At 75.7% G+C, this 26,868-nt stretch carries 19 protein-coding genes; 8 read left to right on the forward strand and 11 right to left on the reverse strand.

The window, feature by feature from the left end; genetic code table 11:
* Positions 1-323: 323 nt before the first annotated feature.
* Entirely contained in the window at positions 324-1,184 is an 861-nt protein-coding gene (locus tag ABD345_RS17935; protein WP_344553236.1) for a helix-turn-helix domain-containing protein, read from the reverse strand.
* Between the two features lie 354 nt (positions 1,185-1,538).
* Here ABD345_RS17935 and ABD345_RS17940 point away from each other — a divergent pair, with 354 nt between their 5' ends.
* On the forward strand, positions 1,539-2,837 hold the full coding sequence (locus tag ABD345_RS17940) for a hypothetical protein (protein WP_344553237.1): 1,299 nt from the start codon (positions 1,539-1,541) through the stop codon (positions 2,835-2,837).
* 117 nt (positions 2,838-2,954) lie between these two features.
* Entirely contained in the window at positions 2,955-4,088 is a 1,134-nt protein-coding gene (locus tag ABD345_RS17945; RefSeq protein WP_344553238.1) for a glycosyltransferase family 4 protein, read from the forward strand.
* Between the two features lie 7 nt (positions 4,089-4,095).
* Here ABD345_RS17945 and ABD345_RS17950 read toward each other — a convergent pair whose 3' ends face one another.
* A complete protein-coding gene (locus ABD345_RS17950) occupies positions 4,096-4,767 on the reverse strand; it encodes a response regulator (RefSeq protein WP_344553239.1) in 672 nt (223 codons plus the stop codon).
* The gene (locus tag ABD345_RS17955) at positions 4,761-6,020 is read right to left on the reverse strand and encodes a sensor histidine kinase (RefSeq protein WP_344553240.1); all 1,260 of its coding nucleotides are present in this window, start codon (positions 6,018-6,020) and stop codon (positions 4,761-4,763) included. Before ABD345_RS17955 ends, ABD345_RS17950 begins: the two co-directional genes overlap by 7 nt.
* Before the next feature lie 110 nt (positions 6,021-6,130).
* Here ABD345_RS17955 and ABD345_RS17960 point away from each other — a divergent pair, with 110 nt between their 5' ends.
* Complete coding sequence (locus ABD345_RS17960) at positions 6,131-7,294, forward strand: hypothetical protein (RefSeq protein ID WP_344553242.1); 1,164 nt, start codon at positions 6,131-6,133, stop codon at positions 7,292-7,294.
* Between the two features lie 25 nt (positions 7,295-7,319).
* Here the strand turns inward: ABD345_RS17960 and ABD345_RS17965 are convergent, their stop codons facing one another.
* The gene (locus ABD345_RS17965) at positions 7,320-8,102 is read right to left on the reverse strand and encodes a DeoR/GlpR family DNA-binding transcription regulator (RefSeq protein WP_344553243.1); all 783 of its coding nucleotides are present in this window, start codon (positions 8,100-8,102) and stop codon (positions 7,320-7,322) included.
* A gap of 145 nt (positions 8,103-8,247) precedes the next feature.
* On the opposite strand from ABD345_RS17965, the gene galK reads away from it, so the two are divergent.
* Complete coding sequence (gene galK / locus ABD345_RS17970) at positions 8,248-9,405, forward strand: galactokinase (protein ID WP_344553244.1); 1,158 nt, start codon at positions 8,248-8,250, stop codon at positions 9,403-9,405.
* Positions 9,406-9,649: 244 nt separating this feature from the next.
* Here the strand turns inward: galK and galT are convergent, their stop codons facing one another.
* The 3 genes from galT to ABD345_RS17985 all read right to left on the reverse strand — a co-directional run bounded on the left by galT (position 9,650) and on the right by ABD345_RS17985 (position 13,440).
* Positions 9,650-10,732 carry a galactose-1-phosphate uridylyltransferase gene (galT, locus tag ABD345_RS17975; protein ID WP_344553245.1) on the reverse strand — a complete coding sequence of 361 codons (1,083 nt, stop codon included), beginning with the start codon at positions 10,730-10,732 and terminating at the stop codon, positions 9,650-9,652.
* 138 nt (positions 10,733-10,870) lie between these two features.
* Positions 10,871-12,514 carry a phosphoglucomutase (alpha-D-glucose-1,6-bisphosphate-dependent) gene (gene pgm, locus ABD345_RS17980; protein ID WP_344553246.1) on the reverse strand — a complete coding sequence of 548 codons (1,644 nt, stop codon included), beginning with the start codon at positions 12,512-12,514 and terminating at the stop codon, positions 10,871-10,873.
* Between the two features lie 131 nt (positions 12,515-12,645).
* On the reverse strand, positions 12,646-13,440 hold the full coding sequence (locus tag ABD345_RS17985; protein WP_344553247.1) for a LysR family substrate-binding domain-containing protein: 795 nt from the start codon (positions 13,438-13,440) through the stop codon (positions 12,646-12,648).
* 76 nt (positions 13,441-13,516) lie between these two features.
* Here ABD345_RS17985 and ABD345_RS17990 point away from each other — a divergent pair, with 76 nt between their 5' ends.
* Both ABD345_RS17990 and ABD345_RS17995 read left to right on the forward strand, forming a co-directional pair.
* A complete protein-coding gene (locus ABD345_RS17990; RefSeq protein ID WP_344553248.1) occupies positions 13,517-13,945 on the forward strand; it encodes a DUF5997 family protein in 429 nt (142 codons plus the stop codon).
* Positions 13,946-14,070: 125 nt separating this feature from the next.
* Entirely contained in the window at positions 14,071-15,636 is a 1,566-nt protein-coding gene (locus ABD345_RS17995; RefSeq protein WP_344553249.1) for an adenosine deaminase family protein, read from the forward strand.
* Between the two features lie 73 nt (positions 15,637-15,709).
* Here the strand turns inward: ABD345_RS17995 and ABD345_RS18000 are convergent, their stop codons facing one another.
* From ABD345_RS18000 to ABD345_RS18010, 3 genes are all read right to left on the reverse strand, one after another.
* On the reverse strand, positions 15,710-18,658 hold the full coding sequence (locus ABD345_RS18000; RefSeq protein WP_344553250.1) for a tetratricopeptide repeat protein: 2,949 nt from the start codon (positions 18,656-18,658) through the stop codon (positions 15,710-15,712).
* Positions 18,658-20,535 carry an HSP90 family protein gene (locus ABD345_RS18005; protein WP_344553251.1) on the reverse strand — a complete coding sequence of 626 codons (1,878 nt, stop codon included), beginning with the start codon at positions 20,533-20,535 and terminating at the stop codon, positions 18,658-18,660. Before ABD345_RS18005 ends, ABD345_RS18000 begins: the two co-directional genes overlap by 1 nt.
* A gap of 100 nt (positions 20,536-20,635) precedes the next feature.
* The gene (locus ABD345_RS18010; RefSeq protein ID WP_344553252.1) at positions 20,636-21,655 is read right to left on the reverse strand and encodes a tetratricopeptide repeat protein; all 1,020 of its coding nucleotides are present in this window, start codon (positions 21,653-21,655) and stop codon (positions 20,636-20,638) included.
* A 188-nt stretch (positions 21,656-21,843) separates the two neighbouring features.
* On the opposite strand from ABD345_RS18010, the gene ABD345_RS18015 reads away from it, so the two are divergent.
* Both ABD345_RS18015 and ABD345_RS18020 read left to right on the forward strand, forming a co-directional pair.
* On the forward strand, positions 21,844-22,785 hold the full coding sequence (locus ABD345_RS18015) for a carbohydrate kinase family protein (RefSeq protein ID WP_344553253.1): 942 nt from the start codon (positions 21,844-21,846) through the stop codon (positions 22,783-22,785).
* Between the two features lie 141 nt (positions 22,786-22,926).
* Entirely contained in the window at positions 22,927-25,101 is a 2,175-nt protein-coding gene (locus ABD345_RS18020) for a trehalose-6-phosphate synthase (protein ID WP_344553254.1), read from the forward strand.
* A gap of 112 nt (positions 25,102-25,213) precedes the next feature.
* Here the strand turns inward: ABD345_RS18020 and ABD345_RS18025 are convergent, their stop codons facing one another.
* Complete coding sequence (locus tag ABD345_RS18025) at positions 25,214-26,854, reverse strand: amidohydrolase (protein ID WP_344553256.1); 1,641 nt, start codon at positions 26,852-26,854, stop codon at positions 25,214-25,216.
* Between the last annotated feature and the right edge of the window lie 14 nt (positions 26,855-26,868).

The following is a 26,868-nucleotide window of genomic DNA, read 5'->3' on the forward strand; positions in this document are numbered from 1 at the left end:
GGAAAGTTGCACTCGCGTCACGGAACACGGTCTACCGGATCAGGCCGCGCCGCGAGGGCAACTTCCCAGAATGATCACAACAGAATACGAGCCCTAGGGCGGGCCTGATCCCGGCTTGGGACGGGCCTGATCCCGGCTTGGGGCGAGCCCCGGAGCGGACCGCCGATGAACTGCGGCGGAGCCGCCGGACGGGTCGCGGGCGGGGAGCGGGCAGCCTCAAGGCGGCCTATCGGTTTTCGGCGGTCCGGCGGGCGGCCCGGTGAGCCGGTGGGCCGGTGAGCCGGTGAGCCGAACTCGGCCTTCGGAAAACCGCGTTGGGCGGGTCAGCCCGCCTTCTCGCGGAACTCGCCCGGTGTGCGGCCGACTTCGCGACGGAAGAAGCGGCAGAAGTAGGCCGGGTCGGAGAAGCCCGCCGCGGCCGACACCTGACGGATCGTCATGTCGGTGGTGGTGAGCAGGCGTTTGGCCTCCAGGGTCTGCTGCTCGCGGACCAGCCGGGCCGGGGTGCGACCGGTGGCCTCTTTCACCACCTCGTGCAAGTAGCCTGCCGAGACGCCGAGTTCGCGGGCCAGGGTGAGCACCGAGCGGTCGGTGCGGTCGGCGTCGGCGATCAGCCGGGCGAACCGGGTGGCGAGCGGGTGCCCGGCCGTCCGGGGCGCGGTGGAGGCGCCGCAGCCCCGGGCCGCCCGGCGGGCGCGCACCAGCAGGACGTGCAGCAGGGCCTGCAGCACGCCCAGGCCGCCCTCCAGGCCGGCCTCGTGTTCCACCGTCAACTCCCGGATCACGCCGACCATTTCGCGGTGCTCGCGACGGTCCGGGCGGATCGCCGGGCCGGCCGCCAGGGCCCGGACCAGGGCCAGGTCCTCGGGGTGCCGGTGCAGGAAGTCCTCGTTGAACAGCAGTACCCAGCCGTCGAGTTGGCGGGCCCCGCTCCAGCGGTGGACCTGGCCCGGCAGCACCGCGTACAGCGTGGGCGGCTGGATCCGGTGCTCGGCCAGGTCGATGACGTGGGTACCGCTGCCCGCCGCGACGTAGACCAGCTCGTAGAACGAGTGCCGGTGCGGGAAGTCCGCCCTGGAGAGCGGCCCGATGGCGTCGAAGCTGCCCGCCGCGAACGGCAGCAGCCCCGGGTCGGGCACGTCCAGGTCGTGCAGTTCCAGGCCGGTGGCCGGTCGGAGCTTCATCGCGCCAGTGTGCGCAAACGGTTCGCCGGACGTCCAGTGGTCCAGACCAAGTGGCACGTACCGGCAAGTGGGCCGCGGACCGGGAGAGTTGCGGCGCCCACCCGCTTCGGCCGGCCCGGACCGCCCTCAGCCGGCACCCGTCACCCAGCCGGCTCCTCCCCGCTGAGCGCCGCCGGTATCACGCCGACCGCGGGGGCGGACGCCTCGAAGAGGTTCCCCTCGACCTCCAGGTGGCCTTCCGCGCGTCCGGCGGGCAGGGGGGTGGAAGCGGAGAGCGGGGGTAGGGAAAAGTCGACCATCGGGTGTCCACCTGGACGTCATGACCGGGCCCGGCCGCCGTACTGGAATGGACGGGTGACCGACACCCTGCTGCACCCCCCGCTCCGACTCGACCGCCGGGCCCGGCAACGGCGCCCGTGGTGGTGGTGCGCGGGCTGGGCGGGCTGCGCGGGCTGGGCGGGTCTGTTCCCGCTGCTCTCGCCGCTCGGACCGCACCGCGCCTGGGGCGCCCTGGCCGCCGCCGGGTACCTGCTGGCCGCCGCCGTGGCGCTGCTGCCCCGCGGTGGCAGGTGGGCGGGCGGGCCGGGCCGGGCGGCCCGGGTCGCGCTCGGCGGGGCCGTGCTGCTCCCGCTGGCCGTGCTGGTCGTCGCCGGGGCCGGGCAGAGCGAGGTGGCCGTGCTGGTCCGGGCCGGGGACCTGCTGCTGACCCACGGTTCGCCCTACCTGGACGCCCCCGCGGGCCCCGGCGAAGTCACCCCCTACCTGCCCGGGATGGCCCTGTTCGGACTGCCGCACGCCCTGCTGCGCCGGACCCTGCCGGGCGCCGAGCGGGCGCTGGGCGACCCCCGGCTGTGGTGCGCCGCCGCGTTCCTGGCCGCCCTGTGGGGCACCTGGCGCACCCGGTCCGCCCGGCCCCGGGGCCAGGCCCGGGGCCGAGCTCTGCGGACGGGGCGCGGCTGGGGGCGGTGGACGCTACCGGGCCGGCTGTCGGAGCGGACGGGGGCGGAGACGAACGCGGGGACGGGTGCGGTCGCCCTGCTGGCCTCGCCGCCGGTCGCGCTGGCGCTGGCCGCCAGCGGGGTCGACCTGCCGCTGACCGGGCTGCTCTGCCTGGCCCTGGCGCTGGGCGCGGCCCGGCGGCCGACCGGGGCGGGTCTGGCGCTGGCCGCCGCGGGTGCGCTCAAGTGGACGGCCTGGCCCGCCGTCGCGGTGGTGGTGGCGCTGCTCGCGGTGACCGCGGGGCGGCGGGCGGCGCTGCGCTGCGCCGGGTTCGCGGTGGGCGGGACGGCGCTGCTGGTGGGGCCGTGGCTGCTGCGGGCGCCGGGGGTGCCGGCGGGGCAGGTGTTCGCGTTCCCGCTGGGCCGGGGGGCGTGGCCCACTCCGGCGGCGAGTCCGCTGCCGGGGCGGCTGCTGGCGGACCTCGGCCCGGCCGGGTGGGGCGCGGCGGTCGGACTGCTGCTGCTCGGCGGGGCGGCGGTGGCGCTCTCGCTGCTGCTGCGTCCGCCCCGGTGCGCGGTCGCGGCGGCCGACCGGTTGGCGGCCGGCCTGGCGCTGGCCTTCCTGCTCGCTCCCGCCGGACGCTTCGGCTACCTGGCGCTGCCGCTGTTCCTGTCGGTCTTCGTCCGGCTGGCGGCCCGCCACCGCGCGGACTGAACCTCCCCGCGCCTCCGCTCCCCCGCTCCCCTCTCGGCACGCCGCGCCGCCATGCCGCCGTGCCCGCCAACTGCCCCTCCAGCAGCTCCAGTCGACCGATGCGAAGGAAACCGGACCATGGGCTCCACCCTGATCGTCACCAATGACTTCCCGCCCCGGCAGGGCGGCATCGAGACCTTCGTGCACGCGATGGCCGTCCGGCTGGCCGAGGAGGGGGTGGTGGTGCTGACCTCGGCCGAGCCGGGGGCGGCGGAGTTCGACGCGGGGCTGCCGTTCCCGGTGGTGCGCGAACCGGTGCGGACGCTGCTGCCGACGGCGCGGACGGCCCGGCGCGCGGTGGGGTTGCTGGCGGAGCACGGCTGCGACCGGGTGTGGTTCGGGGCGGCCGCGCCGCTCGCGGCGCTGGCTCCGGTGCTGCGCCGGGCGGGGGCGGGGCGGCTGGTGGCGACCACGCACGGGCACGAAGTGTGGTGGGCCCGGGCGCCGTTGGCGCGCCGGCTGCTGCGCCGGGTCGGGGCGCACTGCGACGCCGTCACCCATCTCGGCGAGTTCACCCGGCGCCGGATCGCCCCGGCGCTGGGGCCGGGGGCGGTGACGGCGCGGCTGGTGCCGGGGGTGGATCCGGCGGTGTTCCGGCCGTCGGCGGTGGACCGGCGGGCGGTGCGCGAACGGTACGGGCTGGGGTCGCGTCCGGTGGTGCTGTGCGTGGCCCGGCTGGTGCCGCGCAAGGGGCAGGACGCGCTGCTGCGGGCGGTGCCGCTGATCCGGCGCCGGGTTCCGGACGCGGTGCTGCTGCTGGTGGGTTCGGGGCCGGACGAGCGGCGGCTGCGGCGGCTGGCCCGGCGCTGCCCGCCGGGGTCGGTGGTGTTCGCGGGCGGGCACGGGCACGCGGACACGGCGCGGTTCTACGCGGCGGCGGACGTGTTCGCGATGCCCTGCCGGACCCGGCGGGCGGGGCTGGAGGCGGAAGGGCTGGGCATCGTCTTCCTGGAGGCGGCGGCGAGCGGCCTGCCGGTGGTGGCGGGGCGTTCGGGCGGGGCGCCGGACGCGGTGCTGCCGGGCCGGACCGGGACGGTGGTGGACGGGCGGGAGGTGGTCGAGGTCGCCGAGGCGGTGCTGGAGTTCCTCCGGGAACCGCACCGGGCCCGGGAGTTCGGGCGGGCCGGGCGGGAGTGGGTGGAGCGGGAGTGGTCCTGGGACGCCTCGGCCCGCCGGCTGGCCGGGCTGCTGGCGGGCGGGCCGGTGGATTGACGGTTCGTCAGTTCTCTTGCTGTGCCTGGTTGTTGTGGTAAGCGAGCACGGCCAGCACCCGGCGGTTGCCCTCGACCGGGTCAAGGTCGAGCTTCATGAAGATGTTCCCGGCGTGCTTGACCACGGACGCCTCGGTGACGGTCAGCCGCTGGGCGATGGCCTGGTTGTTCCAGCCCTCGGCCATCAGCCCGAGCACCTCCCGTTCGCGCGGGGTGAGCCGGCCCAGCGGGTCGTCGGCGGTGTGCCGGGAGAGCAGGATGCGCACCACCTCGGGGTCGATGACGGTCCGTCCGGCGGCGACCCGTTCCAGCGCGTCGAGGAAGTCGCCGACCTCCAGCACCCGGTCCTTGAGCAGGTAGCCGAGCCCGCCGCGGTCGGCGGAGCCCGCGCCGAGCAGCCGGGTGGCGTACGCGGTGGCCACGTACTGGGAGAGCACCAGGACCGGCAGGCCGGGGTGGCGGTCGCGCAACTCCAGTGCGGCGAGCAGCCCTTCGTCGCGGTGGGTGGGCGGCATCCGGACGTCGGTGACGACCGCGTCGGGCCGTTCGGCGTCGACGGCGCGGACCAGGGCGGTGGCGTCGCCGACGGCGGCCAGCACCCGGTGGCCGACCCGTTCGAGGAGTTCGACCAGTCCGGCCCGGAGCAGGACGGCGTCCTCGGCGATCACGATCCTCAGCACGGGACCTCCAGGTCGAGGCGGGTGGGGCCGCCGGGCGGGCTGGTCACGGTCAGCCGCCCGCTCAGCACGGCGATCCGGTCGGCGAGGCCCTGCAGGCCGGCGCCGGGGGCGGCGCCGCCGCGGCCGTTGTCGGTGACGGACAGCCGCAGCGTGCCCGCGTCGAGGGTGCCGCGGACGGTGACCTCGTCGGCGCCGCTGTGCTTGGCTGCGTTGGCGAGGGCCTCGGTGACGGTGAAGTACGCGGCGCTCTCCACCGCCCCGGGCAGCCGCGGCAGGGGGAGTTCGACCAGCACCGGGACGGGGTGGCGGGCGGCCAACTCGGATACGGCGGCCGGGAGTCCGTGGTCGGTGAGGACCTGCGGGTGGATGCCGCGGACCAGGGTGCGCAGCTGTTCCAGGGCGAGTTTCGCCTCGCCGCGGGCCCGGGCGACGAGTGCGGCGGCCGGGGCGGTGGCGGGGGTGTCGTGGCCGCGCAGTTCGAGTTCGGCCAGGCCCAGGGTCATGCCGAGGGCGACGAGTTGCTGCTGCGCGCCGTCGTGCAGGTCGCGTTCGATCCGGCGGCGCTCGGCCTCGAAGGCGTCCGCCAACCGGGCCCGGGAACGGGTGAGTTCGAGCACCCGGCCCCCGAGGTCGGCGTCCCGCAGGCCCAACAGCTGCTGGGCGAGCCGCACTTGGGCACCGGCCAGCAGGGCGCCGCTGTACGCGAGGACGACCAGGCCGAGCAGGCCGGTGGCGCTCGCCGCGAAGCCGTCCAGCGGCCCGGCGACCGGCCGTCCGGGCCACAGCATCACGGTGTCCGGGCTGACCGCGAGGATGAACACCGGGGCGGAGAGCAGCAGCAGGCACAGCGCCAGCGCGGCGGCGAACAGCAGCCCGGCGGCGGTGAACACGGTGGACTGGACGGCCGCGTAGGCGAGTTCGCGCCGGCTCGCCGGCTCCCGCAGCCGGCCGCGCAGGCCGCGCGCCGCGCTGCGGTGCGGGTCGGGCAGCCGCTCCGGTTCGACCAGCCGCAGCCGCCACCGCTCCAGCGCGCCGACCGGCACCCCGAGCAGCGCCGTCCAGCCGAGCACCAGCACCCCGACGCCGAGCACCGACAGCCCGACTCCCACCAGCAGCCCGACCACCAGCACGACCAGCACCAGCACCCCCTGCACCGCCCCCGTCACCAGCAGCGCCCAGGCCCGCCACGGCCACCACGACACCAGGAACCGCCCCGGCCGCCGCCGCACCGCCGCCCACACCGCGACACCCATCCGCCCGCTCCCCTCCGCGTCCCCGACCCTATAACCGGTGGAAGGGATGGGCTTCATCCCCTACGGTGCGTCCGCGATCGAATCACGAACGGCCTGGAGGTCGGATGCGGGTGGCGGACTTCGCTTCCTGGGAGCGGGAGTTCCCGCTGCGGTACGTGCTGGTGCGGGACGTCGGCGACGAACAGGACTGGGAGGCCGTCGAGTTGCTGGCGCGCTGCGCCGACGCCGAGGGCTTGTACCTGCCGCGCGAGCACCTGGACCGGACGGTGCTGGTGCTGGAGGGCTGCCCGGCCGACAGCCCGCTGGCGGTCATGGCCGCCGGGCCGGGCGGGCGGCGGCTGGGCGATCTGATGCTGGAGGTGCTGGGCCGGAACAACGACTGGCCGCCGCACGTGTTCGAGCTGCTCGACGTCTCGGCGGTCGCCGTGCGACCGACGGCGGGCGCGCCCGGCCTGGTCGATCTGGTCCTGGGCACCGGTCTGCGCGACGACCGGGAGTACGGCCGCCCCCGTCCGCCCGCGCAGCCGCACTTCGAGGTCCGGGCGGCGGACCAGCGGATCACCGCCCCGCTCACCCACTGCGCGAGCGTCGGCGGCCTGTACGGCCGGTACCCCCGCCCCCGGCCCGTGCGGCTGATCGGCTGCGAGCCGTCCCCCGCGCTGCTCGACGGCCTGGCGCCGTCCGGCGGGCGGAGCGACGGCTGGGGGCAACTGGTCGGCCTCGACCGCTTCGGCGGCGTCCTGCGGACCGAGAACTTCCCGCTGCTGGTCACCGAGGCCCGCCCCTCCGTCCTCGGCGGTGCGCTGCTGGACCTCACCTTCGCGGACGGCGGCCCCGACCGCCCCGCCCCGGACTGCCGGAGGGTGCGCGACCTCTGGTTCGAGGGGCCGCCGAGCGAGCCCGGCGGGTGGACCGGGTTCGACACCTCGGGCCGCGACGAGTGGCAGACGCTGTGCCGCCGCACCCTCCTGTCCGATTCCCCGCGCGGCGGCGGCGAGCACCACCTCGACGGCCGGCACGTCACCGATGCTCCCGGCCTGCACCTGGCCCTCGGCGAGGCGCTGCTCGGTCCGGGGCTGCTCCTGGGCCACGACCTGTACTGGCTGCGCGAACGCCTCGACGGGGGCGCCCGCCGCCCCCTGGTCTGGCACGACGCGGAGACCGCCCGGCGCTCGCTCGCCTGGCGGGTGGTCGGGACCGACCCGGTGCGCAGCTACTTCGACGCGGTGCTGGAGATCCTGGCGGAGCGCGGCGTGACGGTCGTCCTGGACTGAGCCGTCCACCGAGGGGCCCGCCCGCTCAGACGAGCAGCAGTTCGCCGCAGGACTCGGCGAGGACGGCGCGGGCCTCGGCGGGCAGGGCGCGGTCGGTGACGAAGCAGTCGAGGTCGGTGAGGGCGGCGAAGCTGCTGAGGCCGACGACGCCCCACTTGGTGTGGTCGGCGACGGCGACGGTGCGGTGGGCGGAGGCGATCAGGGCGCGGTTGGTCTGGGCCTCGGCGAGGTTGGGGGTGGTGAGGCCGGCGCGTTCGCTGACGCCGTGGGCGCCGATCAGCAGCAGGTCGACGTGCAGGGAGCGGATCGCCTGGTCGGCGAGCGGGCCGACCAGCGCGGCGGAGCGGGTGGGGGCACCGCCGGTGAGCAGCAGGGCGGGGGCGTTCTCGCCGCGGGAGCGGAGGAGTTCGGCGACCGGCAGCGAGTTGGTGACCACGGTGAGGCCGGGGACGTCGAGCAGCCGGGTGGCGACGGCGTACGCGGTGGTGCCGGCGGAGAGGGCGACCACGCTGCCGGGCTGGACCTGGGCGGCGGCGGCTTCGGCGAGGGCGGCCTTGGTCTCGGCCGCCAGGGTGGACTTGGCCTCGAAGGCGGGTTCCTCCGCGCTGGTGGTGCGGGCGACCGCGCCGCCGTAGACCTTGCGGACGGCGCCGGTGCGGGCGAGCGCGTCCAGGTCGCGGCGGACGGTCATGTCGGACACCCCGAGCTGGTCGACCAGTTCGGCGACCTTGACGGCTCCGTCGCGGCGGACCAGGTCGAGGATCAGGGCCCGGCGCTGGTCGGCGAGCAGTCCGCCGTCGGTCGTCACGGTGTCCTCCGGAGGAATCGGGGTGCGGAGGCGATCAGCATAGTCCGCGGGGCGGCGCCGCCACCCTGTTCGAGTCTGGTGCAGTGTGTTTGAATGTGTTGGATATACCGTCTGATCGTCCGTGAACGTCCGCTGGAGCGCCCCGATGACCACCGATGCCGCCACCGATGCCGCAGCCTCCTTCGCCTCCGCCTTCGGCGGCTCCCCCGAGGGTGTCTGGGCCGCTCCCGGCCGGATCAACCTGATCGGCGAGCACACCGACTACAACGAGGGCTACGTGCTGCCCGCCGCGCTCCCGCACACCACCCGGGTCGCGGCCCGCCGCCGGGACGACGGCCGGGTGCGGCTGTTCAGCGCGCAGGGCGACGGCTCGGTGGCCGAGTTCGCGCTCGCCGACCTGGCCCCGGGCTCGGTGCCGGGCTGGGCCGCGTACCCGGCGGGCGTGTTCTGGGCGCTGGCCGAGGCCGGGCACCCGGTGGGCGGCGCCGACCTGGCGTTCGCCTCGGACGTGCCGACCGGGGCGGGCCTGTCCTCGTCCGCCGCGCTGGAGTGCGCCACCGCGATCGCCCTGGACGAGCTGTACGGCCTCGGCCTGGACGCCCCCGGCCGGGCGCTGCTCGCCCAGCGCGCCGAGAACGCCTACGTCGGGGTGCCGTGCGGCGCGCTCGACCAGATGGCGTCCAGCTGCTGCGTCGCGGGCCACGCCTACTTCCTCGACACCCGCACCCTCGCCGGCCGGCAGGTCCCGCTGGACCTGCCCGCGGTCGGCCTCTCCCTGCTGGTGATCGACACCCGGGTCAAGCACGACCTGGGCGACGGCGCGTACGCGGGCCTGCGGGCGGGCTGCGAGCGGGCCGCCGAACTGCTCGGGGTGCGGGCGCTGCGCGACATCGGCCCCGCCGAACTGGCCATGGCGGAAGGGAAGTTGCCCGCCGAGCTGCGCCCGCTGCTGCGGCACGTGGTGACCGAGGACCAGCGCGTGCTGGACGTGATCGCCCTGCTCGACGCGGGCGACCCGCGGGCGCTGGGCCCGGTGCTGACCGCCGGGCACGCCTCGCTGCGCGACGACTACCGGGTCTCCTGCCCGGAGACCGACCTGGCGGTGGCCGCCGCGAACGCGGCGGGCGCGCTGGGCGCCCGGATGATGGGCGGCGGCTTCGGCGGCTCGGTGCTCGCCCTGGTCGACACCGACCGGCTGGCGGAGGTCGAGCGGGCGGTGCACGAGGCGTTCGCGGCGGCGGGCTTCGGCGCCCCGCAGGCGTTCCCGGCGGTGCCCGCACAGGGGGCGCACCGGGTGTCCTGAGGCCGGACGCGACATCAGGGGCTCGGGGAACGGCGAGGCCCAGTCTGCGCGTGGTTCACTGCCGGAGCGCGCATCGGCTTCAGGTTCCGTTACTACACGCAGCAGCACGGACCTTCGATGGGCTCCGGCCACCAGCAGCACGGACCCGCCGTTCCCCGGGCCCCTGGCGCATCCCCCTTCACCTGCCGGAAAGTGAGGGCCCGGACCGCTCGGGCGGTCCGGGCCCCTTCGGCGCGGGCGGGGCCTACAGCTCGCGCAGGGTGCGGGCGGCGGCCTCGGGGCGGACGTCGTTCATGAAGGCGCCCATGCCGGACTCGGTGCCGGCCAGGTACTTGAGCTTGTCGGCGGTCCGGCGGAGGGTGAACAGCTCCAGGTGCAGGGCGAGTTCGGCGCTGGCGGGCCGGGGGGCCTGGTGCCAGGCGGCGATGTACGGGGCGGGCCCGGGGAACAGCCGGTCGAAGCGGCGCAGCAGGTCGAGGTAGATCCGCGGGAACTCGTCCCGGGCGGCCCCGTCCAGGCCGGTCAGGTCGGCGACCCGGCGGTTGGGGTAGAGGTGCACCTCGTACGGCCAGCGGGCGGCGAACGGGACGAAGGCCGTCCAGTGCTCGCCCGCCAGCACCACCCGGGAGTCCGGCTTGCCGGTGGTGGCGCGTTCGGCGGCCAGCACGTCGTCGTACAGGTTGCGGCCGGTCGCGGCGAGGTGGGCGGCGGCGCGCTCCAGGGCGAGCGCGGTGCGCGGGGTGGTGAACGGGAAGGCGTAGACCTGGCCGTGCGGGTGGCCCAGGGTGACGCCGATCTCGGCGCCGCGGTTCTCGAAGCAGTAGACCTGCCGGACGCCGGGGCGGGCGTACAGCTCGGCGGTGCGGTCGGTCCAGGCGTCCAGGACGAGGCGGGCGCGCGGCTCGTCGAGGTCGGCGAAGGAGGCGGCGTGGTCGGAGGTGAAGCAGACCACCTCGCAGCGGCCGGTGCCGGGGGTGAGCGCGTACGGGCCGTCCGCCCAGGGGGCGACGTGCTCGGCGGAGGAGTCGGCGAGCGACGGGAAGCGGTTCTCGAACACCGCGACCTGGTAGTCCGCCGCCGGGATCTCGCTGAGCCGCCCCTCCCGGGACGGGCAGAGCGGGCACTCGTCGGCCGGCGGGTGGTAGGTGCGGCTCTGGCGGTGCGCGGCGATGGTGACCGCGTCCCCGCTGAACGGGTCGACCCGGACCTCGGAGACGCTCGCGGCGGGCTCCAGCGGGCGCCGGTCGACGGCGTCCCGCGCGGTGGGTTCGGCGTCGTAGTAGACCAGTTCGCGGCCGTCGGCCAGCTTGGTCACCGTCTTGTGCACGGCGGCACTCCTCGTGGTTCGTGGCGCGGCTCGGCGCAGGAGGGGCGAGCCGTACATCAAACATCTTCGAACAGAGTGCATCACAATGCAACACCCCTCCGGTTGGTGGACCGGAGGGGTGCGGCGGAACGGGCGGGGTCATGCCTTGGCGAGCACCTCGGTGACCAGCTCGCGGGCCTCGGACTGGACCTCGGCCAGGTGGTCGGCGCCGTGGAAGCTCTCGGCGTAGATCTTGTAGACGTCCTCGGTGCCGGAGGGGCGGGCCGCGAACCAGGCGTTCTCGGTGGTGACCTTGAGGCCGCCGATCGCGGCGCCGTTGCCGGGGGCGTGGGTGAGCACGGCGGTGATCCGCTCGCCCGCCAGGGTGTCGGCGGTGACCCGGTCGGCGTCGAGCGCGGCCAGGGCCGCCTTCTGGGCCCGGTCGGCGGGGGCGTCGACCCGGGCGTAGACGGGGTCGCCGTGCCGGGCGACCAGCTCGCGGTACAGCGCCGAGGGGGTGCTGCCGGTGACGGCGGTGATCTCGGAGGCGAGCAGGGCCAGCAGGACGCCGTCCTTGTCGGTGGTCCACGGCGAGCCGTCGCGGCGCAGGAACGACGCGCCCGCGGACTCCTCGCCGCCGAAGGCGACGGTGCCGTTCAGCAGGCCGTCGACGAACCACTTGAAGCCGACCGGCACTTCGAGCAGTTCGCGGCCCAGTCCGGCCACCACCCGGTCGATCATCGAGGAGGACACCAGGGTCTTGCCGACCGCGGCCGCCGCGGGCCAGCCCTCGCGGTGCCGGTAGAGGTAGTCGATCGCGACGGCCAGGTAGTGGTTGGGGTTCATCAGGCCGCCGTCGGGGGTGACGATGCCGTGCCGGTCGGCGTCCGCGTCGTTGCCGGTGGCCAGCGCGTACGCGTCCCGCTTGTCGATCAGCGAGGCCATCGCGTACGGGGAGGAGCAGTCCATCCGGATCTTCCCGTCCCAGTCCAGCGTCATGAACCGCCAGGTCGGGTCGGTGAGCGGGTTGACCACGGTCAGGTCGAGCCGGTGGGTCTCGGCGATCCGGCCCCAGTAGGCCACCGAGGCGCCGCCGAGCGGGTCGGCGCCGATCCGCAGGCCCGCGTCCCGGACGGCGTCCAGGTTCAGCACGGCGGGCAGGTCGTCGACGTAGGCGCCGAGGAAGTCGTACCGGCCGGTGGTGTCGGCGGCCAGCGCCCGGGCGTACGGGACCCGGCGGACGCCCTCCAGGCCCGCGGCGAGCAGCGCGTTGGCCCGGCGCTCGATCCAGCCGGTGGCGGTGGAGTCGGCGGGGCCGCCGTGCGGCGGGTTGTACTTGAAGCCGCCGTCGGCGGGCGGGTTGTGCGAGGGCGTCACCACGATGCCGTCGGCGAGCGCGGCCGGGCCGGTGCGGTTGTGGGTGAGGATCGCGTGCGAGACCGCCGGGGTCGGCGTGTAGCCGTCGGCGGTGTCCAGCAGAACCGTGACGCCGTTGGCGGCCAGCACCTCCAGCGTGGTGGCCCGGGCGGGCTCGGACAGCGCGTGGGTGTCGATGCCGAGGAACAGCGGCCCGGTGGTGCCCTGTTCGGCCCGGTAGTCGCAGATCGCCTGCGCGGTGGCCGCGATGTGGTCCTCGTTGAAGGCGGTGCGCAGCGCCGAACCCCGGTGCCCCGAGGTGCCGAACGCGACCCGCTGTCCGACGTCCTCCGGATCCGGGTGCAGCGCGTAGTAGTCCGTCACCAGGCGGGCGACGTCGATCAGGTCCTGCGGCTGCGCCGGCTGGCCGGCCCGTGCGTGCACCATCGTGGCTACTCTCCTCGGTCGGTACGGCAAGGATGCCCGTCGACCATCATGCGGGCCACAGCGCGTCAACTGCGGGAACGCCGTGGGAAACCCGGCCGACGGGACGCCGGCCGGTCCCCGCCCCTCCCCCGCTACTTCTTGCGGCCGCCGCCGCTGCCGCCGCGCTTGGGCTGGCCGGTGCGGGCGCCGCCGGTGCGCTGGCCGGGCTTGGGCCTGGGCTTGCCGCCGGCCTGGGGGGTGCGCTGCTGGGGCTGGGGCTTGGACTTCTTGGTGCTGGAGGGGCGGCGCTGCTCCTCGGCGGCGGCGGTGCGGCCGCGGGAGCTGTTGGCGGTGCGGCCGCGGACGATGCCGATGAACTCCTCGACCAGGTCGGTGGTGGCCTCCTCCGGCCAGGCCAGGGCCACCTGCGACTGCGGGACGTCGGCCAGGGTGCGGTAGGTGAGGTCGCGGCGGTGGTGCAGCCGGGCCAGCGACTGCGGGACGGCGAGGACGCCGACGTTGGCGGCGACCAGTTCGATCGCGTCGGCGGTGGTGGCGGGCCGCTCGAAGGCGGGGCGGCCGGGGAGCTCGGGCCAGTCGAGGGTGTCGTCCTGCGGGTGGAAGACGATCTCCTCGGCGAGGTCGGCGGCGGTGACCTCCTCGGCGGCGGCCAGCCAGTGGTCCTTGGGGAACACCACGACGGTGGTCTCGGTGTACAGCGGGATCGCGCTGAGCACCGTCCGGTCCACCGGCAGCCGGACCAGTCCGGCGTCCGCGCCGCCGGACAGCAGCAGGGCGTGGCCCTCGGCGGGCGCCGACTGCAGCAGCTCGACCGGGACGTCCGGCAGCCGTTCCTCCCACACCCGCAGCCACTTGGTGGGCGTCACCCCCGGCACGTACACCAGGCGGAAGGAGGCGGGGGACGGCTGGTTCTCGGTCTCGGTCACGGGCTCCAGGCTAGCGGGCGCGGGCGGCGGGACGGCCGTGAGCTGGGCAGGGGCGCGTTCCCTATACCCTTGTCGCATGACTACGCCCAAGCCCAAGACCTCCCAGACCATGAAGCCCGCGACCGCGGCCAAGAAGCTGGGGATCTACCTGGCGGCGACCCCCGCCGAGTTCCAGGCGGGCGTCGTCTCCCGCGACGAGCTCAACGCGATGCAGGCCGAGCCGCCGCAGTGGCTCGCCGACCTGCGCCGCAACGGTCCGCACCCGCGCCAGGTGGTGGCTTCGCGGCTCGGCATCTCGGTGACCGGTCTGAACCGCGCCGGGATCACCGAGGCGCTGACCACCGAGCAGATCGACGCGCTGCGCGAGGAGGACCCGGAGTGGCTGCGCCGCGAGCGCGCCCTGCAGGCCGACGTGCGCAAGGAGGCGCAGCGGGTGCAGGCGGCGGCGGAGAAGGCCGCGAAGGTGAAGGCCGAGCGGGCGGCCGGGAAGGCCAAGCGCAAGTAGCGCCGTCCTCGGGCGGCGGGATTCGAACGTCCGTCGGGAGTGTCGCCGGTCGGCGGCACTCTTTCGGATGATGTGCGCACGCCATGAACGGCTTTGCGGGGTACGGCGGCTGACGGTCCGTCAGCATGGCGATCATGATGTCGCTACGCCGTACCTCCTCGGCAGCTCTCGTCGCCTGCGCGGCCCTGCTGCTGCCGCTCGCTCCCACTGCCCACGCCGCCGACCGGGCCGGCTCCCGTCCCACCGAGGCGGCCGTCAACGGCCTGCTGGACGGGATCCGGCGGGACCCGGCGCGGTTGGACGCCTTCCTGCGGGCGATGCCCAAGGGCGGCGACCTGCACAACCACCTCTCCGGCGCGGTCACCACCGAGCTGCTGATCCAGCTGGCCGCGCAGGACGACCTGTGCATCGACTCGGTGACCCTCAACTCCGCCACCGGCCCGTGCCAGGGCACCCTGCGGCCCGCGGCGGACGCGCTGCCGGAGGGCGAGTTCCGCACCCAGGTGATCCGGGCCTGGTCGATGCAGGACTTCACGCCGGGCGCGGAGTCCGGCCACGACCACTTCTTCGCCACCTTCGGCAAGTTCGGCGAGGCCAGCTGGCGCCACCCGGGCACGATGCTCGCCGAGGTCACCGACACCATGGCGGCCCAGCACCAGAGCTACCTGGAGACCATGCTGACGCCGTCCTCCGGCGGGGTCGCGGCGCTGGCCGCCAAGGTCGGCTTCGACCCCGACTTCGCGGCGCTGCGGCAGAAGCTGCTGGCCGGCGGCCAGATGCAGGGCCTGGTGGACTCGGCCCGCGCCGACCTGGACCGGGCGATGGCCGAGTACCAGGCCACCGAGCGGTGCGGCACCGAGCAGGCCCGGCCGGGCTGTTCGGTGACGGTGCGGATCCAGTCCCAGGCGTCCCGGGCGTCCACCCCGGCGCGGGTGTTCGCCCAGCTGCTGATCGGCCTGGAACTCGCCTCCCAGGACGACCGGTTCGTCGCGGTGAACCTGGTCCAGCCGGAGGACTACCAGGCGTCGCTGGAGAACTACCAGCTCCAGATGCAGATGCTCCAGTACCTGCGTCCGCTCTACCCGAAGGCCCACGTCAGCCTGCACGCGGGTGAGTTGGTGCCCGGGCTGGTCAAGCCGGAGGACCTGACCTTCCACATCCGGCAGGCCGTGCTGACCGGCCAGGCCGAGCGGATCGGGCACGGCGTGGACGTCACCCACGAGGACGACTCGGCGGACCTGCTGCGCACCCTGGCCGAGCGCAAGGTGCTGGTCGAGGTGCCGCTGACCTCGAACGCGCAGATCCTCCAGGTCGAGGGCGCGCAGCACCCGTTCCCGCTGTACCGGAAGTACGGGGTGCCGACCGCGCTGGCCACCGACGACCCGGGCGTGGAGCGGATCGACATCACCCACGAGTACGTGCGGGCGGCGCGGACGTACGACCTGAGCTACACCGACCTGAAGGACCTGGCGCGCAACTCGCTGGAGTACGGCTTCGTGGCGGGCCGCAGCCTGTGGCGGGACCGCGACGGGTTCAAGCCGGTGCCGGAGTGCCAGGGCCGGCCGATCGGGGCGGAGAACCCGACGCCGAAGTGCGCGGCGCTGCTGGCGGCCAGCCCGAAGGCGGCGCTGGAGTGGAAGCAGGAGGGCGCGTTCCGCAGCTTCGAGGCTTCGGTGCTGGGCCTGAGGTAGCCCGAGGGGGAGACGGGTCGACGGCCCACCGGGGTGCTCTCCCGGTGGGCCGTCGGCGTACCCGCCGGCGGGTTCAGTGGCGGGCGAGGTGGGTGCGGAGTTCGACCAGCGGTTCGGCGGCGTCGGGGGCGCCGGCGGCGGTGAGTTCCGCGATGGCGGCGTCGACCCGGGCCCGGGCGGCGTCGGGGCGGTCGAGGCGGCCGGCCTCCAGGACGGCGGCGACCCGGATCGACTCGGCCCGCCCGTGGTACGCGTCGGCGCCCCGGGCGGCGAACGCGGCGATGGCGAGTTCCATCTCGGCGAGCGCCTCCTCGTCCCGGCCCAGGGTGCTCAGGGTGCGGGAGCGGGTGTCGTGCAGGGTGCCCTCGGGGCAGCCGTAGCCGAACTCCTGGCCCTCGCGTTCGGCGGTGTCCGCGACCTCGGCGGCCTCCGCCAGCCGGGCCAGCGCCTGTTCGGCGGCCTCGGGGTGCGCCTCGTCGTGCAGCTCGGCGAGGTGGCGGCCCTGGCGCAGCAGCATGTCGAAGACCGCGTCGGGGTGCGGGCCGGCCCGGTGCGCCTCCAGGGCGCGCTGCCGGGCGAGGTCGGCGGCGGGCCACTGTTCGGCGACGGCGAGGGCGACGGCGGCCTCGGCGGCGACCATGGTGAGGATGTGCTTCTCCTCGAAGCCGGCGACCCGGTCGGCGAGCAGCAGGTACTCCTCGGCGGCGGCCCGGGGTTCGCCGGCCCCGCGCAGGCCGCGCGCCAGGCTGAGCCGGGCCTGGGCCTGTTCGCGGACGTCGAGTTCGGCGAACGCGGGCTCCAGCAGCACGGATTCGAGGACGGCCACGCCGTCGTCGGGGCGTCCGGCGTTGCACAGCGCCTGGCCGAGCATGATGCGGGCGGACGCGGCCTCGCCGGCCGCGCCGAGGCGGTCGTAGCGGGCGGCGGCCTCGGTGAGCGCCCCGGCGGCCTCGGCGTGGCGGTCCAGGCAGAGGTGGGCGCGGGCCAGGCCCTCGTGGGCCCGGGCGGCGGTGCCGGAGCGGTCGCCGTACCGGGCGGAGACCGCGGTGGACCGCTGGAAGTGCTCCACCGCCGCTTCCAGGTCGCCCCGGCCGAGGGCGAGTTCGCCGCGCTGGCCGTGGACGTAGGCGAGCCGCCAGGGGGCGCCGGCCTGTTCGATCAGCCGCTCGGCCTCGGCGACCAGCCGCTCGGACTCGGCGAAGTCGGCGTCCTCCTGCTGGCGTTCGACCAGGAAGCGGATCCGGGCGCCGAACAGGCGGGCGTTGGCCTGGCGGTGCGGGAGGCCGTACCGGGCCGCCTCGGTGTGGAGCAGTTCGAGGGTGGCCTCGGCCTCGGCGAGCGCCTGCGGGTCCGGGTCCGGCCGGGGGTGGTCGGGGCCGCCCTGCTCGGGGGCGCTCTGGAAGACGGCGCGCAGTTCGGCGCTGGCCTGGACCTGGAGCACGGCGACCAGTTCGCGACCGCCGAACGGGTCCCCGGCTTCCGCCAACTCCTCCAGTCGGGACCGCACTTCGCGGATCAGCCGGAGGTCGCCGGGGCGGTCCTGCCGGGGGACGGCCTGCCGGGCCCGGCAGGCGAGGGCGCGGGCGGTCAGCCCGGCCTGCTCGAACAGTTCGGCGGCCGAGGCGTACAGCGCGTCGGCCTGCTCGTCCGGGAGGTGCTCCTCGAAGGCGCGTTCCAGGGCGAGTTCGGCCTTCAGCTGGACGAGCGATCCGAGGCCGGACTGCTCGGCGTCCTCGGGGTGCCGGTGGTCGGGGGCCTCGATCAGGGCGGCGATCCGGTTCCAGTGCAGGATCGACTCGGGGTGGTTGGTGAGGCTCAACTCGCGTGCCTTGGCCACGAGTTCGTCCAGGTCGGTGGGCCGGTCCGGGGCGGCGGCGGGGGTAGCGGCGGGGGCAGCCGTGGGGGCTGCGGCGGGGGTGGCGGCGCGCAGGCCGAGCGGCAGCGGTTCGGCGACCAGCGGAGTGCGGGCCAGCCGGTCCCGGCGGGCCCCGCCGACCGCGCCGGTGCCGTTGCGGGCGTCGAAGCGGGCGGCCAACTCATCGCCCTCGGTGCGCAGTTCGGCGTACAGGGCGGCGGCGGTGCGGTGCGCGCCGGGCGGGCCGGCCACCGGGATCCCGCCGTGGCCGTCCTCGACCAGCCGGCCCAGCAGGAGCTGGGCGCCGGTGAGGAAGTGCAGCCGGGCCAGCGGGTCGCCGTGCCGGTCGAACAGGTCCCGGTTCTCGGCGAGGATCTCCAGGCCGCGCGGCTCGTTGCGGGTGAGCGCGCAGAACTCCAGGTGCAGGCCGACCGGTTCGGCGGCGGCGGAGCGGCCGCGGGCCCAGCGGTAGCCGGTCAGGTGCGCGGAGCGGGCCTCCTCGACCCGGCCGGTGCGCAGCAGCGGCAGCAGCGCCAGGGCCCGGCTGACGTGCGGTTCCTCGGAGCAGGAGCGCTCGCCCGAGAACACCGGCCGCCAGACCTCCAGGGCCCGCTCGTCGTCACCGAGCCGGACGAAGTGCAGGGCCTGCTCGCGCAGTTCGCAGGCGTGGCAGTCGCTGTAGCGGGAGCGCCAGCGGGTGGCCCACCGCTCGAACGCGTCCTGGACGCCCTCGCCGGTGTGCACGGCCAGCTGGTACTGCCGGGCGTGGTAGGGCTGCAGGTCGTGGCCCTGGGCGAGGTAGTGCGAGCGCAGTTCGCCGTGCCAGCGGCGGACCGCCTCCAGCGGCACCTCGGGGACGCTCAGCAGCGCGGCCGCGACCCACTTGTAGCGCCAGTCGGTGGCGTGGTTCTCCCAGTCGCCGAAGCCGTCGGGGTGCTCCTCGCGGAGCTTGGCGATCCGGGCGAAGGCCACCGGCAGCTTGCGCTGCTCGGCGTCGTACTCGTACGCCTCGGTCAGCTCCAGCAGGGCGACGGCGAGCAGCTCGGGGTCGTCGAACTGCTCGGCGGCGTCGACGAGTTCCTCGGCGGTGACGGTGCGCGGGCGGCCGTACGGGAGTTCGTCGTTGGCGCGCAGGGCGGCCCGGACGGCGTCGATGGTGTCGAGCATCAGGGCTCCTGGTGCGGCGTGGCGGGCGGGTTCTGCGCGCCGGGCTCGTGGCCGAGCATGGCGTGGTCGAGCAGGGCGAGGAAGGAGCGGTTCAGCAGGGCGGACTCGCTGGCCTTCAGCGGGCGACGGGCCAGCAGCAGGGCCTGGCCGTAGAGCGCCTCGACGGTGGTGGTGGCGAGTTCGGGGTGCCGGATCGCGGCGGCCCGGCGCACCAGCGGGTTGAGGTGGTTGAGCACCAGCTGGGCGCGCGGCGCGGAGCTGCCCAGCGAGCCGAGGATGTCGGCCCACAACCCGTCGGCCTGGTCGGCGAGCCGGGTGCGGGTGCGCTCGTGCCGGGCCTCGCGGTCGTCGAGCAGCAGGGCGGGGGCGCTGCTGGGGTGGAAGGTGCGCAGCGCGACGTCGCAGTCGAAGCGGCCGAGGACCTGGCGGGCGGTGGCGAGGAACGCGGCGGCGGCCAGTTCGGTGGCCGGGTCGACGTTGTCCAGGTGCGCGGTGACGGTGGCCGGGTCGAGGTCGGCGACGGTGGTGCCGGTGCGGATCTCGGGCAGCCGGTGGACGAGGTCCCGGTCGTAGGTGTAGCCGCCGTTGATGACGCCCAGGCCGGCCGCGCCGGCGATCGGGGCGACCTGGCGGAACTCCTCGACGGTGCGGGTGACCAGCACCACCGGGTGGGCCCGGGCGAACTCGTCGAGCGTGACGTTGCCGTCGGTGGTCTCGAACGGCAGCCAGGGCAGCAGCATCCGCAGCAGCTCGTCGTCGTGCCGGGCCAGCGCCTTGACGGCCAGGTGGTGCACCGACAGGAAGCGGTGCAGCAGGCCGGGATCGCTGGCGGACAGGTCGGTCAGCCAGTCGCGGATCCGCAGGCCGAGCGCGTCCCGGACGGCGGCGAGCGTCTCGTCGGCGTACAGCGCCTCGCGGGAGGCGGTGGGGCGCAGCCGTTCGGCGTCGACCACGCAGCGCACGAAGAACGCCCACTCGGGGAGCAGTTCGTCGGCCTGGTCGGACAGCAGCATGCCCTTGAGGTGGACCCGGTGCCCGGCCCGGCGGGACGGCGGGACGGCCTCGGGCAGCACGTAGGCGACGCCGCTGAGGCCGACCAGCGGCAGGTCGAGGTCGATGGTGTCGAGCGGGGTGAAGTCGAAGGTGTCGCGGCAGTGCGCGGTGAGCGCCTCGCGCCGGGCGGCGGGGGTGTCGTGGCGGCGGGCCCAGGGCGCGGGGGTCTGGTTGATCCGCGTGCCGCGCCCGGCGCCGTCGACCACGGTGACCCGGTGGCGCAGCAGGCTGCCGTAGTGCCGGGCGAGTTCGAGGACCCGGCGCGGGGCGGTCCACTCCTCGGCGTCGGCGCGCGGGGTGAGGGTGACGGTGGTGCCGGGCTCGGGGCGGGCGTCGGTGGGCAGGGTGGTGATGGTGTAGCGGCCGTCGGAGCGGCCGCGCCACTCGACCACCGGCGCGTCGGGGGTGCGGGCGGAGCGGGTGGTGACGGTGATCTCGTCGGCGACCACGAAGCAGGCGAGCAGGCCGATGCCGAACTGGCCGATGAACTCGGCGCGGGCGTCCGCGAGTTGACCAGCGTCCAGGTCCCCGCCGGGGGTCCGCTTGGAGCTGCGGCCGATGGTGGCCAGGAAGGTGTGCACGTCGGCCTCGGTGAGGCCGACGCCGGTGTCGGAGACCGAGAAGGCGTCGCCGGTGGTGACGGTGATCTCCGCGGGCGCGGCCTGGTCGAGGGCCTGCCGGGCGGTGATCGCGTCGACCGCGTTCTGCAGCAGTTCGCGCAGGTAGACGCGGGGGCTGGAGTACAGGTGGTGGGAGAGCAGGTCGACCAGGCCGCGCAGGTCCACCTGGAAGGTGTGCTGCGCGCTGGGCTCGTTCGGGGTCACCGGGGCTGGTCCTTCGGCTGGTGCGGGTGGAGGTCGGGGGCTGGGGCGCGGGGAGCCCGGTGGGCGTGGCCGGCGGGGGACGGACGGGGACGGGCGGGGGTCAGCCCTTGGCGCAGCGCAGGCGGGTGCGCTCGTACACCTCGGCCGCGTCGCCCCAGTAGCCCCACGGCAGTTCGGTGGCGCGGTCGCCGAGCTCGGCGAAGAACAGGTGGGCGGCGGCGGGCTGCCCGGAGAGCGCGAACGCCATCGCGAACACGTTGTGGGCGATCGGCCAGTCCCGGCCGCGGCGGTAGTCGGGGTGCCGCACCGAGCGGTCGGCGGCCTCGTGCAACTGCCCGCGGACGTGCTCCTGGGCCATGTACGCGGCGTCCTCCTCGGGCGGCAGCGAGAGCCAGTGCTCGATGTGGGCGCGGGCGACCAGTTCGCCGAGCGGGCTGCCCTCCGGGGCGGCGAGCATCGCGCCGCGGGCGAAGGCGTGCATCTGCTCGTGCGAGCCCTGCCACTTCTCGCACAGCTGCTGGAGGCGCTGGCGGTGCGAGGCGAGGTGGCCGGGGCGGCGGCGCAGCGCGGCCTCGAAGCGGTGGCGGGCGGCCTCCCGGTCGATCGAGGCGCCGCGGCCGCTGATCTGCAGGAAGTACCAGGGCCCGAGCAGCTCCGGGTCGAGTTCGGCGGCCCGGTAGAGGTGCTCCTCGGCGCTCTCCAGCCGTTCGTGGAAGAGCTTCCACTGCTCCTCGCTGACGTTCCGGGCGCTGGCCCTGGTCCGGGCCTCCCAGGCCCAGCTGACGTGCCGGGCGCCCTGGGCGAGTTGCAGCAGCGCGTCGTCGGGGTCCGCGGCGAGCGCCCGGCCGATCAGGGTCTCGGCGCCCTTGACGTCCGCGACGGCCTCGACCATCAGCGTCAGCTCGTCCTGGTCGGCGGCGGCGTCCAGGACCGCCCGGGCGCCGGGCCAGGAGCCGACGCCGACGAAGGCCCGCAGCCTGGCCAGTTCGGCGTCGCCGAACGCCGGGTCGATGACGGGGCGCCCCTGCGGCGGCGCGGCCGCGGCCGTCGACGCGGCGGTGGCCGCCGGGTGGTCCTCGCCGGTGTCGCGGCGGCCGAGCAGCCGTGCGAACAGTCCCATTCCCGGGTCCCCTCCGAAGTGCTTTGCGTTCCCGCGGGGGCCGCGCGTGGCGGTCCCCGGATCGAGATTCCTATCACGTCCGTGCGACAGGTGTGCGAAGGGTTTTCCGGGCGGCGCCGAGGGGGGCGGCCGGGCGCCTTCCGGCACGCCCCGTACCGGCCGCGGCCCGGCCGCCGTATGCTCGCCGGATGGTGACCGGGACGACGGTGGAACGGTGTGAAGTGCTGGTCACCGGCGCGTACTTCGCGGACCTGGTGTTCCACGGCCTGCCGCGGCCGGTGCGGCCGGGCACCGAGGTGTTCGCCGGCGGCTTCGGACTGGTGCCGGGCGGCGCGTACACGCTGGCGATGGCGCTGCACCGGCTCGGGCGGCGGGTGGTGTGGAGCGCGGACTTCGGCACGGACCCCTTCAGCGCCCACGTGCTGTCCTGCGCGGGGCGGGAGGGGCTGGACGGCTCCGCGTTCCGCCACCACCCCTTCCCGGTCCGGAGCCTGACCGTCGCCCTGGCGTCCGGCGAGGACCGCGCGATGGTCAGCTTCCAGGACCCGGTCGGCCCCGAACCGCTCGTCCCGCTGCTGCGGCGGGTGCGCCCGCGGGTGCTGATGTTCCCCCAACTCCGCTGGGACGAGGACGCGGTGGCGGCGGTGCTGACCGCCCGGGAGCTCGGCGCGCTGGTGGTGATGGACTGCCACGACACCCCCGCGTCGCTCGACGACCCGGCGGTCCGCCGGGTGCTGTCCCTGGTCGACGTCTTCACCCCGAACGAGGGGGAGGCCCTGGGCCTGACCGGCGCCGCCCGCCTGGACGAGGCCGTCGCCCTGCTCTCCGGCCTGGTGCCCACCCTGGTGGTCACCCGCGGCCCGCTGGGCGCCACCGCCACTCGGCGCGGCGAGCGGTACGACGCCCCGGCCGTCCCGACCGCCGCCGTCGACGCGACGGCGGCGGGCGACTGCTTCAACGCGGGCCTGGTGCACGGGCTGCTCGACGGCCGGAGCCTGACCGACTGCCTCGCCGCGGCGGCGTTCTGCGGGGCGGCGGCGACCACCGGGCCCGGGTCCGGCTCGGCCTTGCGCGCCCCGGACCTCGACCGGCTGCTCGGCCGACCGCCCGGCCGACCTCCCGGACGGTGACCGCCGGACGGTCCCGCCCGGACCGCTTGCCCGGACCGTCCCGCCCGTACCACCCGGACCGTCCGCACCGCCCGTACCGTCCGTCCACTCACGCTTCACGCACACTTCACCACGGAACGTGATCGTGTTAGCGTCCGACGAATGTCGATGGTTCTGGTCACGGATCTGGACGGCACCTTGCTCGGCGGCACCCCGGACGACCGGAAGCGGTTGCGGGACGCCCTCGCCCACCACCCCGATGTGATCCCCGTCTTCGCCACCGGCCGGGGAGCGTCCTCCGTCCGCGAACTCCTGCACGACCCGCTCGTGCCGCGCCCCCGGTGGGTCATCGGTGACGTCGGCGCCACCGTCCTCGACGGCACCGGCTTCACCCCCGTCGGCCCGGTGCAGGAGGCCCTGCGGGCCGGCTGGCCCGGCGCGGGCCCGGTCCGCGCCGCGCTGCGCCGCTTCCCCGGCCTGGTCTACCAGCACGGGGTCGCCCAGGACGGCCGCTGCTCCTACCACCTCGCCCCCGACCGGCTCACCGACGCGCTCACCTCCGCGGTGGAGGCGCTCGGTTGCGCCTGGGTGTACTCCGGCGACCGCTACTTCGACGTCCTGCCGCCGACCGCCTCCAAGGGCAACGCCCTGCGCGCCCTCGCCGCCGAACTGGGCTGGCGGCCGTCGGAGATCCTGGTCGCGGGCGACTCCCTCAACGACCTGTCCCTGTTCCGGCTCGGCGCGCACGGAGTGGTCGTCCCGGGCGCGGAACCCGCCCTGCTCGCCGCCCTCGCCGACACGCCCCTGGTCCACCGCCCCGAGGAGGCGGGCGCCGCCGGGATCCACGCGGCGCTCCGGCGCCTCGGCTGGCTCCCCGCCGGGCAGGGGCTCCCCGCCGGGCCCGGACGCAGCGCCGCAGGCCCCGGGCGCACCGCCGCCGGGCGTCCAACCGCCCCCGGACGCACCGCCGTTGGAAGGCGGCACTCCCTCGTGGTGGCCTACCACCGCCCCCCGCTGCACTGGGACGGCGACGACTGGCGGCAGCCCAGCAGCCCCAACGGCATCCTGCCCACCCTGACCAGTGCCTTCGCCGACGGCCTGCCCGGCATCTGGGTCACCGCGTCGGTCGGCGGCGCCGCGCAGGCCGACCGGCCGCACCCCACCGGGCTGCCGCTGTCGGCCGTCCCGGTCGATGCCGCCACCTGGACCGGGTACTTCCACCGGGCCTGCAAGGAGACCCTTTGGCCGGTCCTGATGTCCGAACCGGAGCGGCTGGTCCTCGACGAACGGGCCTGGGCCGACTACCGCACGGTCAACGCCCGCTTCGCCCGGCACATCGACGCGCGGGCCGCTCCCGGTGCGACCGTCTGGCTCCACGACTACAACCTCTGGCTGGTGCCCGGACTGCTGCGCCGGCTCCGGCCCGACCTCAGGACCGGGCTGTTCCACCACACCCCCTTCCCCGCCCCGGAGACCTTCGCGGCCCTCCCGGTCGCCGCCGAACTGCGCCGTTCGCTGGCCTGCCTCGACTGGGCCGGTTTCCACACCCCGGAGTTCGCCGACCGCTTCCGCCGGACCCTGGCCGGTCTGCCCGGTCCGCCGCGCACCGCCGTCCACCCGCTCGGCGTCGACCGTTCGGCCGTCGAGGCACTCGTCCGCCGCCGGGTCCGGGCGCCGGGCCCGGCCGCCGTCCGCGTCGTGCTCTCGGTGGAACGGCTCGACTACGCGAAGGCCCCGGTCCAGAAGGTGGACGCCTTCGAGCGCCTGCTCGCCCGGCGGCCGGAGCTGCGCGGCCGGACCGTCTTCCGGCTGGTGTGCCCGCCGCCGGAGCCGGGCATCACCGCGTACGACCTCACCCGGCAGCACCTGGAACAGCGGGTCGCCGAGGTCAACGACAGCTGGCGACAGGGGAGTTGGCAGCCGGTGGACTACCTCCCGCACCGCCTGTCGCCCGCCCGCGTGATCGACGAGTACCTGGCCGCCGACGTGCTGTGGGTGACCTCCTTCCAGGACGGGATGAACCTCACCGCCAAGGAGTTCGTCGCCGCCCGCTCCCCCCTCTTCCGCCGGTCCGCCGAGCCGGGCGTCCTGGTGCTCTCCCGCCACACCGGCGCGGCGGCCGAACTCGGCGGGCCCGCCCTGCTCACCGACCCGCACTCGCCCGAGGACCTCAGCACCGTCCTGGGCCGGGCCCTCGACCTCTCCCCCGCCGACCGCCGGGCCCGGATGGAGCGGCTCTCCGAACTGCTGGGCCGGGAGCAGCCCGCCGAGTGGGCCGCCCGGATCGTCCGCGCGATCCGGGCCTGCCCCGACCCGGCGCCGCCGCCCGCGCGCTGACCCGCCCGCGCCGGCCCGCCCGCGTGGCGCCCCGCCCTTGGGGTGCCCTCGCCCGTGTGGTGCCCTCGCCCGGCCGGGGCGTCCCCTCCTCCTCCCGGCCGGGCGTCCGGGCTCACTCGGCGGCGTGGACGGCGCGGCCGCCGACGTAGGTGCGCAGGACGCGGGTCTCGGCGATCTGCTCGGCGGGGGCGGCGAACGGGTCGCGGTCGAGGAGGACCAGGTCGGCGAGGTTGCCGGGGCGCAGCACGCCGGTGTCGTCGAGGCGGTTGAGGTGGGCGGTGCCGCTGGTGTAGGCGGCCAGGGCGGTGGCGAGGTCGAGGCGCTGTTCGGGCAGGAAGACCGGGACGTCGGGGCCGGCGCCGGGTTCGCGGCGGTTGACGGCGACGTGGATGCCGTCGATCGGGACGGCGCTGGAGACCGGCCAGTCGGAGCCGGCGGCGAGGGTGGCGCCGGTGCGCAGCAGGCTGCCGAACGGGTACTGCCAGCCGGCGCGTTCGGGGCCGAGGAAGGGGATGGTGAGTTCGTCCATCTGCGGTTCGTGGGCGGCCCAGAGCGGCTGGATGTTGGCGAGGGCGCCGAGCGCGGCGAACCGGGCGAGGTCGTCGGGGTGGACGACCTGGAGGTGGGCGAGGTGGTGGCGGTTGCCGCGGCGGCCGTTGGCGGCGACGGCGGCCTCGACCGCGTCCAGGGCCTCGCGGACGGCGCGGTCGCCGAGGGCGTGGAAGTGCACCTGGAAGTCGAGCGCGTCGAGGGCGGTGACGTGCTCACGCAGCGCGGCCGGGTCGACGAAGCTGAGGCCGCTGTTGCCGGTGGCGCAGCCGCAGCCGTCCAGGTAGGGGGCGGTGAGGGCGGCGGTGAAGTTCTCGGCGATGCCGTCCTGCATGATCTTGACCGAGCTCGCCCGGAACCGGCCGTGGCCGTACTGCTCCCGGCGGGCGACGAGTTCGGGGATCTGGTCGGCGCCGCGTTCGCGGTCCCACCACAGGGCGCCGACGACGCGGGCGGTGAGGGTGCCGTCCCGGGCGGCGGTGAGGTAGGCGTCGGAGGGGTCGGGGTTGCCGCCGAACTCGCCGAGCAGGGCGTCCTGCCAGGCGGTGATGCCGAGCGAGTGCAGCATCGCCTGGGCGCTGTGCAGGGCGGCGAGGCGGTCGGCGGCGGTGGGGGCGGGGGCGTGCCGGCCGACCAGGCCGACGGCGCCCTCCTGGAGCATGCCGCTGGGGGTGCCGTCGGCCTCGCGCTCGATCCGGCCGTCGGCCGGGTCGGGGGTGTCGCGGGTGAGTCCGGCGAGTTCCAGGGCGCGGGTGTTGGCCCAGGCGCCGTGGTGGTCGCGGTTGGCGAGGAGCACCGGGCGGTCGGGGACGACCGAGTCGAGGAGTCGGCGGGTGGGCAGGCCGCCGTCGAAGCTCTCCATCGACCAGCCGCCGCCGGTGATCCACTCCTTCTCGGGGTGGGCGGCGGCGTACTCGGCGATCCGGGCCAGGTAGTCGGTGACGGTGACGGTACCGGTGAGGTCGCAGGCGGCCATCTCCAGGCCGCCGTAGACGGCGTGCACGTGGGCGTCCTGGAAGCCGGCGACCAGCAACTTGCCGTGCAGGTCGATGACTTCGGTGCCGGGGCCGATCAACTCCCGTACCTCGTCGTGGCCCACCGCGGTGATCCGCTCGCCGGTGACGGCCAGCGCGCTCGCCCGGGTGCGGGCGGCGTCGCCGGTGTGGATCGGCCCGCCGGTGAAGACCAGGTCGGCACGGTTCATGGGTGGTGCTCCGT

This window comes from Kitasatospora saccharophila (assembly GCF_039529925.1).
GTDB classification, from domain to species: Bacteria; Actinomycetota; Actinomycetes; order Streptomycetales; family Streptomycetaceae; genus Kitasatospora; species Kitasatospora saccharophila.

What these genes read in the sequence shown, in the direction of transcription:
- ABD345_RS17935 (WP_344553236.1), bottom strand. Translation starts at nt 1,184, where the DNA reads ATGAAGCTCCGACCGGCCACCGGCCTGGAACTGCACGACCTGGACGTG.
- ABD345_RS17945 (WP_344553238.1), top strand. Translation starts at nt 2,955, where the DNA reads ATGGGCTCCACCCTGATCGTCACCAATGACTTCCCGCCCCGGCAGGGC.
- ABD345_RS17955 (WP_344553240.1), bottom strand. Translation starts at nt 6,020, where the DNA reads ATGGGTGTCGCGGTGTGGGCGGCGGTGCGGCGGCGGCCGGGGCGGTTC.
- galK (WP_344553244.1), top strand. Translation starts at nt 8,248, where the DNA reads ATGACCACCGATGCCGCCACCGATGCCGCAGCCTCCTTCGCCTCCGCC.
- pgm (WP_344553246.1), bottom strand. Translation starts at nt 12,514, where the DNA reads ATGGTGCACGCACGGGCCGGCCAGCCGGCGCAGCCGCAGGACCTGATC.
- ABD345_RS17990 (WP_344553248.1), top strand. Translation starts at nt 13,517, where the DNA reads ATGACTACGCCCAAGCCCAAGACCTCCCAGACCATGAAGCCCGCGACC.
- ABD345_RS17995 (WP_344553249.1), top strand. Translation starts at nt 14,071, where the DNA reads ATGGCGATCATGATGTCGCTACGCCGTACCTCCTCGGCAGCTCTCGTC.
- ABD345_RS18000 (WP_344553250.1), bottom strand. Translation starts at nt 18,658, where the DNA reads ATGCTCGACACCATCGACGCCGTCCGGGCCGCCCTGCGCGCCAACGAC.
- ABD345_RS18010 (WP_344553252.1), bottom strand. Translation starts at nt 21,655, where the DNA reads ATGGGACTGTTCGCACGGCTGCTCGGCCGCCGCGACACCGGCGAGGAC.
- ABD345_RS18015 (WP_344553253.1), top strand. Translation starts at nt 21,844, where the DNA reads ATGGTGACCGGGACGACGGTGGAACGGTGTGAAGTGCTGGTCACCGGC.
- ABD345_RS18020 (WP_344553254.1), top strand. Translation starts at nt 22,927, where the DNA reads ATGTCGATGGTTCTGGTCACGGATCTGGACGGCACCTTGCTCGGCGGC.
- ABD345_RS18025 (WP_344553256.1), bottom strand. Translation starts at nt 26,854, where the DNA reads ATGAACCGTGCCGACCTGGTCTTCACCGGCGGGCCGATCCACACCGGC.